7 protein-coding genes and 1 pseudogene are annotated in these 8,514 nt (G+C 66.0%); 5 read left to right on the top strand and 3 right to left on the bottom strand.

Annotation, left to right across the window (positions count from 1 at the left end):
- A pseudogene (locus tag WB785_RS21605) lies at positions 1-921 on the bottom strand (type VII secretion protein EccC); the annotation flags it as partial.
- A gap of 110 nt (positions 922-1,031) precedes the next feature.
- Here WB785_RS21605 and eccD point away from each other — a divergent pair.
- Together eccD and mycP are read left to right on the top strand one after the other, a co-directional pair.
- Positions 1,032-2,444, top strand: a complete 1,413-nt coding sequence (gene eccD / locus WB785_RS21600) for a type VII secretion integral membrane protein EccD (RefSeq protein ID WP_424081661.1) — start codon at positions 1,032-1,034, stop codon at positions 2,442-2,444.
- On the top strand, positions 2,441-3,790 hold the full coding sequence (gene mycP, locus WB785_RS21595) for a type VII secretion-associated serine protease mycosin (RefSeq protein ID WP_424081659.1): 1,350 nt from the start codon (positions 2,441-2,443) through the stop codon (positions 3,788-3,790). Before eccD ends, mycP begins: the two co-directional genes overlap by 4 nt.
- On the opposite strand, the gene eccB is transcribed toward mycP, so the two are convergent.
- Positions 3,776-5,164 carry a type VII secretion protein EccB gene (gene eccB, locus WB785_RS21590; RefSeq protein ID WP_424081663.1) on the bottom strand — a complete coding sequence of 463 codons (1,389 nt, stop codon included), beginning with the start codon at positions 5,162-5,164 and terminating at the stop codon, positions 3,776-3,778. The two genes, mycP and eccB, sit on opposite strands and share 15 nt — an antisense overlap.
- A gap of 125 nt (positions 5,165-5,289) precedes the next feature.
- Here eccB and WB785_RS21585 point away from each other — a divergent pair, with 125 nt between their 5' ends.
- The 3 genes from WB785_RS21585 (at position 5,290) to WB785_RS21575 (ending at position 7,542) form a co-directional block, all read left to right on the top strand.
- Complete coding sequence (locus WB785_RS21585) at positions 5,290-6,108, top strand: cutinase family protein (RefSeq protein ID WP_424081657.1); 819 nt, start codon at positions 5,290-5,292, stop codon at positions 6,106-6,108.
- Between the two features lie 48 nt (positions 6,109-6,156).
- The gene (locus WB785_RS21580) at positions 6,157-6,849 is read left to right on the top strand and encodes a cutinase family protein (RefSeq protein WP_424081655.1); all 693 of its coding nucleotides are present in this window, start codon (positions 6,157-6,159) and stop codon (positions 6,847-6,849) included.
- 81 nt (positions 6,850-6,930) lie between these two features.
- Positions 6,931-7,542: a cutinase family protein gene (locus tag WB785_RS21575; protein ID WP_424081653.1), complete on the top strand. Its 612-nt coding sequence runs from the start codon at positions 6,931-6,933 to the stop codon at positions 7,540-7,542.
- Positions 7,543-7,549: 7 nt separating this feature from the next.
- On the opposite strand, the gene truA is transcribed toward WB785_RS21575, so the two are convergent.
- Positions 7,550-8,422: a tRNA pseudouridine(38-40) synthase TruA gene (truA, locus tag WB785_RS21570; RefSeq protein WP_424081651.1), complete on the bottom strand. Its 873-nt coding sequence runs from the start codon at positions 8,420-8,422 to the stop codon at positions 7,550-7,552.
- Positions 8,423-8,514 lie beyond the last annotated feature (92 nt).

The raw sequence follows: 8,514 nt of genomic DNA, 5'->3' as shown, positions 1-8,514 counted from the left end.
GACCAGCCGCGGCGACACGCCGGCGAGCGTGTCTATGGCACCGGCCAGCGTCGGGTACATCATCCGGGCAGAACCGAGGCCGTCCTCGGCGTGCGGATGTTGATTGTGCGGCAACCATTTCAACCATTCCCAGTGAGCTCGACTGCAGTCGCTGACCACGGCGGCAATCAAGACCAGGCTCGGACTATGCAAGACCGCCAGCTGACAAATCATCGCGCGTAACAGCGCACGCGCGTGCGCGGCTTCACCTTGAAACCTCACAGCCTCGAATTCCCGTAGGTCAATCGCGATGGGCACATCCGGAACCATCGAATGCGTTTTCAGAAAGTGGTGCAGCGCGGTCCCAGTGATCGGATCTAGCCGGTCGGTCGATCGGATTGGCGGAGCCACCAGGCCGGTGGAAAGACGCTGTGCTCCGACACCAATTCGGATGCGGCAGAAGTCCGAATCCGACGATCTGCGCTCCCACATTCGGCAGCCCCCGACCAACGTCCACAACGTATCGGGATCCGGATGACACCACATCAGCGACAAACGCTGCGCCGCAGCGGTTTCGACGACAGCGGCCCGTAAGTCGGATAGGTAGCCAAGATACTCGGCGCGGTCGGCATTGATCTCGCCGCGCCGCCGACCCGCCCCGGACATCGCGGTCACCACCGCCGAGAACAGCATCATCAGCGGAAATGTCATGAACGCCGGATTGCGCGCCACGGCCGAGCGGGAAACAAAGACGACCGCCATCATCGCGGCTGTCGCGATGGCCACGACGACCGGCAGAAAGCGGGCCACCATATTCGTCCGTGCCGATCGCGTCACGTCCGGTGGCGCCGCAATGACGACGTCGGCCGACTCGCACACCGGCGGCGGCAGCCGTGCCGGAGGCGTGAACTCAACCGTTGCAGAACCATCGCATTGGCCCATGCGATCGGCACCGTAGGTGCGACCGAAAATGACTGCAAGTCAGCTGTGGATTGCTGCATACGGGGTGTCGTCTCGTCGGTTAGCGTCCGCATCGGCGAACGGAGGTCGCAGTGCACCAAGCAGTCGGAGCGCGTCGAAGCGCCGAACCTCATCGGGCCGACGAGGATTTTCGGCGGGTGGTTGTGTGCGCCGGCTCTCGTTATGTCGATTTGGTGCTTTCGGCCGCGCTGCCTATCGGATCGCTGATACCCCCGATCGTGGACATTGCGATGGCCGAGTACGGCCACCGCTCCGATCCGGAGGCAATTCGATACCAGCTTTCGATTCCCGGAAATGTTGCGCTGGACCCGTCAAAGACATTGGCCCAGTCTGGAATCCGGCACGGCACCGTATTGATGCTGACCAGCTCATCGACCGTTTTTACGCCACCGCGTTTCGATGATGTAGCAGAGGCCATATCGGTGTCCCTCGCTTCGAAAGCGCGACCCTGGACTCGGCGAGCTGCCCAGCTGGTCAGTGCTCTGGCCGCCAGTTGCTTAACCGCCACGAGCGCAGCGATCTTGATTGGAACGGCGTTTGCAACCAACGATGTCCGGCGGGGCGGTGCGGTCGTTGCTGCGGTAGCCGGTTTCATCGTGCTGCTGACGGCGCTAGCCGCCTACCGCGTATTTGACGACGGGCCAGCCGGACTTACGTTGGGTCTGGCGGCTGGGGGATTCGCCGCACTCACCGGCTTGCTGGCGGTTCCGGGCGGTCTGGCGGCGCCTAATGCACTGCTTGCTGCGGCTGCCGCGGCGACGACGGCGACCGTCATGCGGGTGATAGGGTCCCGCCCAACCGTGTTCACGACGGTGGCCTGCTTTGCGGGAATCGAAGCGGCTGCAGCAGCGGTGGGCGCGGTCACCTCCGTACCGCTACCTGCGATCGGTGCGGCATCCGCGGTGATATCGCTAATCGTTGTCGAAGCGTCCGCAGCACTGTCGATCATGCTGGCAGGGCTCTCATCTCACGTGACATCGGGGCCCGACGGCGTTAATGACACGCTGGGCGCCAAGGCGATCCACGCCGATAGCTGGCTAACCAGCCTGATCGCCGCATTCTCCGCTGCGGCCGCGCTGGGAGCTATCGGCGCGGCGGCCGGATCGATATTCGCCGACAGTCCACGCTGGCTTGGCATCGCGTTCGCCACGATAACCGGCGGTGTGCTGCTGTTGCGCGCGCGCTCGCACGCTGACCTGGCGAGATCGGTGCCACTGGTCGCGGCTGGAACCGCCACGCTCAGTGCAACTCTCGTCATCACCGCTGTTGCCTATCCGCCTCACACGCCGTACCTAGCTGCTGTGTCGACGATGCTGGCCGGCGTCGCACTATGCCTAGGTTTCATTACGCAAACCGCGATGCTCTCCCCCATCGGGCGACGACTGGTCGAGCTGCTGGAGTATCTCGCCTTCGCCGTCGTCGTGCCTCTCGCGTTCTGGATCTGCGGGCTCTACAACGCCGCGCGTGGCATGAACCTGCCATGACCCCCGCGCAGTCCAAAGCGCTGCGGTGTGCGTCGGCGGCGATGATCGTCGCGCTGCCGCAATATGTAGTGCCAGCAGCGCATGCGGTCTCGCCGCCGCCGATCGACAACAGCCGGCTACCCGGGCCGGCGCCGCCGAGGCCGCCGCTGCCCACCGTGCAGCAGTCGATATGCGCAGTGCCGTCCATGGCTGCCGAGGCGAAGCGAGCCAACGACTCCGGCCAACTCTCCGGACTCGATCTGCCCGCGGTTTGGAAACTCACGCGGGGTACGGGCCAACGGGTGGCTGTCATCGATACTGGCGTTTCGCCGCACCCACGGCTGCCCGACACGGCGGCCGGCGGTGACTATGTATTTACCGGCGACGGCACCCAAGATTGCGACGGCCATGGGACAGCCGTGGCCGGGATCATCTCTGCTGCACCGGATTCCCATCATCAGGATGGCTTCAGCGGCGTGGCCCCGGGTGTCCGTCTCATCAGCATCCGGCAGTCCAGCACCAAGTTTCGCGCACTCGCTGATACGTCCAATTCCGGATTCGGCGACGTCGGCACCATGGCAGAAGCCGTTCGAACGGCAGCGGATCTCGGCGCGTCGGTGATCAATATCTCCTCGGTTGCCTGCATCCGGGTCGGATCGGCGCTCGACGACCGCGCACTCGGCGCCTCGCTGTCCTACGCGGTTGACATTAAGAACGTCGTCGTGGTGGTCGCCGCCGGCAACACCGGTGCGGGGCAGTGTCCCGCTCAGCGACCCGAAGCCACCTGGGACACCGTAACGGTTGCGGTCAGCCCGGCGTGGTACGACGACTACGTGCTGACCGTGGGTTCGGTAAACACGCAAGGCGAACCATCCTCGTTCACCCTTGCCGGACCGTGGGTGGATGTCGCCGCCCCCGGCGAGGCAGTGATATCGCTGAGCTCGTCGGGCGACGGCTTGATGAATACCCTTGGGGGACCGGATGGTTCGGCACAACTATCAGGCACCAGCTACGCGGTTCCGGTGGTCAGCGGGTTGGCGGCGCTGATTCGATCCCGGTTCCCGAAACTGACTGCGCGCCAAGTAATGCAACGCATCGAGGCGACCGCGCATCATCCGCCGGGTGGGTGGGATCCACTGGTCGGCGCGGGTGTTGTCGACTTCCTTGCCGCAGTCAGCACCGATCCGCCAGTAAGCCGGTTACCTCCGCCACCTCGCATGCCAGCGCCGATTGCACCGCCCCCGGCTCCTCCACAGACGGACCACCGCGGGCGGGACACGGCGTTGTTTGGTGCGACGATCTGCGCCGGCGTGCTGACGGTAGTGCTGGTCATCGGCGCACTGACGGCCCGGCTACGACGCGACTGAGGCCTTCTCCCGACTCAATTCCGGCCCGGCAGGAAGTTGCGCCAATACCGGCCACGGCGCCGCGACGGTCGTATTGGGCAGACCGAGATCGTGCGCGGCATCGTCGTCCTGGACGGCGAATCGCACACCGATGTCTGTGATCAAGTATCGGGTGCCGGCTTGCGGGTTGTCTCCCGACAGAGCGGTGGCACGCACATAGGCACTACGCCCTGGCGAAAGGTAGACGGCGTCGACGGCTGGGCCATTCCCGTCGGCCTGCGATAACTTCACCGGCTCCTGACCAACCGGGATGGGTAGTCCGCCAGCCGAAAGTGCGACCTCGACACCGCCCGACGCCACATGCTGCCAGCCGACGCACAGCGTCGTAGAGCCGGCATCCAACAGTGTCGGCGTCCGGTCGGGAAACGTGGCCACTGGTAAGTCGGTCACCGTCGGCGTCGCGCGGATGACGTCGGGCGCGACGGAGACGACGGTGCGGGCGCCGTGTGAGTCGGAGAATCGGAGCAGATCCGCGGCAACCCGGCCAATACGCTGGATCCCGTGGCTCAGTACGACGTAATACTCGTCGCCGTCGGCGCGGGTTACCCGCAACACGCTGCCGACCGGAAACCCCGCAAGTGCGGCCGGTCCGCGAGCGCTGCGATTGGGAATCCGCGGCGGGGCGATCGGCGGCGCCTCCGGAATAGCATTCAACAGGGTGGGTGACACCGCCGACGGGATCCGACCGTCCAGCTCGAGTGCACGTACAACGGCGGGTTCATCGAGATTCACCACGGCTCGGCGGCCGGCGTACAGCAGGTAAGTCGACCCGCCGGACACGGGCCTCACCAGGACGGATTGCGCGCTCGCCAAAGGGTGCGATTGCGATCCCTCAGCGGGACCTATGACGACCGTCGTGCTCGGTGTGGTGCCGCCGCTGTCACAGACCGTCCATCGCAATTCGTCCTCGCCAAGGGGTTGCCCCAGAAACGTTGGGGCACCGGGGATGCCCAGCAGGAGGCCTCTTTTGCTAAGGCTCAATTCCGACTCGGGCACCGGCTGCGGGTCGGCGTTGGTTCTGGTGATCAATCTTGCTGAGGCAAGATTGAGCACCGGGTGCAGGGTTTCACCGATGCGGACGTACAGCGCCCCTGACTGTTTGCCCATCACGATCGGCGCATTCGACGGTGCAGGTTGTGGGCGAACCATAGCCAACACCGCACATCCGGCCAGCATGATGATCGCCAGCACCGCCCCGGCCAACAGCGACTGCATCGGCGCGCGCATCGATTCGTTGACCGCTCGGATGTCCCTGCCCAGCAGCGCGCATTCGATACGGCGCAGCAGAAATCGATATCCGCTGACGTGCAGACGCGTAGTCGGTTGCCATCCCATCAGTCCCCCAAGTGCGTCGGCCTCACGATATTTGGGGATCACGTCTTGGTCTGTTGTTGATCCACAGTGCGGTGCCCGACCACCGCCGATGTGACCGTTTGGCCAGTTCTCGTTAAAATCACCTGGTGAGCATTCATCGCCTCAGCCCTTCGGTGTCCCTGGCCGCCGCCGCGGTGTTGGCCGCCGCTGTCCTGATGGTCGCCCCCAGCGCCGTTTTCCGTGCCGTCCCGTCGGCCCACGCCGACAACTGCCCAGACGTCGCGCTGACCTTCGCCCGCGGCACCGACGAGCCGGCCGGGTTGGGCCGCGTCGGCCAGGCCCTCGTCGACACGCTGCGCCAGAACACCGGCAAGAACATCGACGCCTACCCGGTCAACTACAAGGCCAGCCTGCTGCAATTGCACGGCGGCGACGGCGCCAACGACGCCATCAAGCACATCAAAGACGTGGCCGACAAGTGCCCCAGCACCCCGCAGGTGCTGGGCGGATACTCGCAAGGCGCGTCGGTGATCGACATCGTCAGCGGGGTTCCGGTCGGCGGCATCAGCTGGGGCAGCGCGCTGCCGGCCCAGTACGCCGACCACGTCATCGCGGTGACCACCTTCGGCAACCCGGCCGACCGCAGCGGCGGGACGATATCGGCGCAGAGCGCGATGTTCGGTGCCAAGGCCATCGACTTCTGCAACCCCGAGGACCCGATCTGCCACGCCGGCCCCGGCAACCAGTGGAGCGGGCACACCGAGGGCTACGTGCCCGTCTACACCACCCAGGCCGCCAGCTTCGTGCAAACCAGGCTGCTGGCGGTGCTGCCCCCCACCGCACCCGGACCGCCGATGGGCGTGCTTCCCGGGCCTGGGCCGCTTCCCGGACCCGCGCCTGGCCCTGGGCCTGATGGCCAGCCACCAGGCAACCTCGTGGTCGACCAGCCCGCGCTGTTTCGCTGACGGAAAACTCCTCGCGCTAATCGTCACGCGTCGCATTAGTATCGGGCCATGAATCTGCGTCCGATAGGCCCACCGCGACAGTCGATCCCGCGCTCGCTAGCCAGGTTTGCGGTTGCCGGATTTCTCGCCACGGCGTTGATGCTTGCGCCCGCGACGCTGATCCCGACGGCATCGGCGTCCTGCTCGGACGTCGACGTGGTGTTCGCCCGCGGCCGCCTGGAACCGGCCGGCGCCGGGGTCATCGGCAACTCTTTCGTCAGCGCGCTGCGCTCGCGGGTGCACCGCAACGTCAACCTCTATGCGGTGCGCTACCCCGCCGACAACGAGGTCGACGTCGGCGCCAACGACATGAGCGCCCACGTCCAGAACACGATCAACGGCTGCCCTGACACCCGCATCGTGCTGGGCGGCTACTCGCTGGGCGCGGCGGTCACCGACGTCGTCCTGGCGGCCCCCGGCCCGCTATTCGGCTTCACCAATCCACTGCCGCCGGGCGCCGACCAGCACATCGCCGCGGTCGCACTGTTCGGCAACGGTAGCCAGTGGGTCGGCCCGATCACGAACTTCAACCCCGCTTACAACGACCGGACCATCGACCTGTGCCACGGCACCGACCCGATCTGCAATCCGGCCGACCCGCAGACCTGGAAGGAGAACTGGCCGCAACACGCCGCGAGCGGTTATATCAACGACGGCATGGTCAATCAGGCCGCCGACTTCGTCGCAAGCAAGTTGCAGTAACCGATCCGGCGGCCAACAGCACTAAGCGAACCCTGCGGACCGTTTCAGCAAATATCTAGGTTTGCTCGATAACATCCGCAAATGAAAATTGCTCCGGTGGCAAGGTTGGCGGCTGCAGCATTGCTCGCCCCGGGGCTGCTGATCGCCCCGGCGCTAATGCCGGTGGCCGGGCCGATTCCGGTGGCGTCGGCGGATTGCCCCGGTGCGGAGGTGGTTTTCGCCCGCGGCCGAGAAGAGCCACCCGGACTCGGAGCGGTCGGCGACGCGTTCGTCAATTCGCTGCGCTCAAAGGTGCCGAACATGTCGGTCGGGGCCTACGGCGTCAACTATCCGGCAAATATCAGCGTCGACAGCGGCGCCGGCGATATGAGCGCCCACGTTCAATCCATGGCCAGGAGTTGCCCGAACACCCGCGAGGTGCTCGGCGGCTATTCCCTGGGCGCCGAGGTGGCTGACGTCGCGACCTGGGGCCGTATACCGCCGGGTGTGGATCAGCACGTCGCGGCGGTCGCCTTGTTCGGCAATGGCACCCGGCGACCCGCCCCCGCCTTCGCCGGTAAGACGATCGACCAGTGCGCGCAAGGCGACCCGATCTGTGGGAGAGGCACCGTGTGGGCCTCGCATCTGCAGCCCTCCTACATCGGCTCGGGGCTGGTGGATCAGGCCGCGGGTTTCGTCGCCGGCAGGTTGTAGCCGAGGATCAGTCGCGGGTGCGCAGGTCGCGGGTAATCAACGTCCGCGCCTGCAATTCGTTCTCCGGCGGGTAGTCCACGCCGATCAGCGTCAATCCCCGCGCGGGTGCGGCGGCGAAGTCGCTGGACCGCGTTGTTGAGGTGAGCAACTCACGGCACCAGTCAGCGGTGCGTCGGTGTTCGCCGACGGCCAGCAGCGCGCCGACCAGCGAACGCACCATCGACCAGCAGAACGCGTCGGCTGTGACGTATGCGGTGACCAGATCACCATCACGGACCCAATCCAGCCGCTGCAGATCGCGAATGGTGGTAGCGCCGTCGCGGTGGCGACAAAATGCGGCAAAGTCATGTAGTCCCAACAGGTTTCGCGACGCTTCCGTCATCGCGTCCACATCGAGCAGGCGAGGCCAAGCGGTGATGTAGCGGGCCTGCTGCGGCTCCACCCCGAAGGGCGCAGTCGAGAGCCGGTAGATGTAGTGGCGGCGCAGCGCCGAGAATCGCGCATCGAAACCCGCTGGGGCGCGGACGATTCGACGAATCCGGACGTCTGCGGGCAGCAGCCGGCCCAAACGGCGGACCAGCGGCAGGAATTCCGGTTCGGTCGGCCGGGGCGAACGCGGATAGGCGTTGGGCAACGCGTCCGCCAGGACGTCGACGTGGGCGACCTGACCGGTGGCATGCACGCCGGTGTCGGTGCGTCCGGCGGCACGCAGCCGCACCGGGTCCCGAAACACCGTCGAGAGCGCCTCCTCCAGAATGCCCGCGACTGTGCGCTGCCCGGCCTGGGTGGCCCAGCCGGCGAAATCCGTGCCGTCATAAGCAATATCGAGCCGAAGACGAACGCACCCGCCATCGGCGTCGATGGCGGGCACGTCGTTCAACGGCGAATCGCTAGGACTTGTCAGCGTCCTCGGCTTCCGGCTCAGCGGTTTGCGGCTCGGCGGCCGCCGCTTCGTCCGCCTCGGCCTCGGAC

The organism is Mycobacterium sp. (genome assembly GCF_049585075.1).
GTDB lineage: Bacteria > Actinomycetota > Actinomycetes > Mycobacteriales > Mycobacteriaceae > Mycobacterium.
The sequence above is the reverse complement of the archived record's forward strand: the minus strand, read 5'-3'. Positions and strand labels throughout refer to the sequence as shown.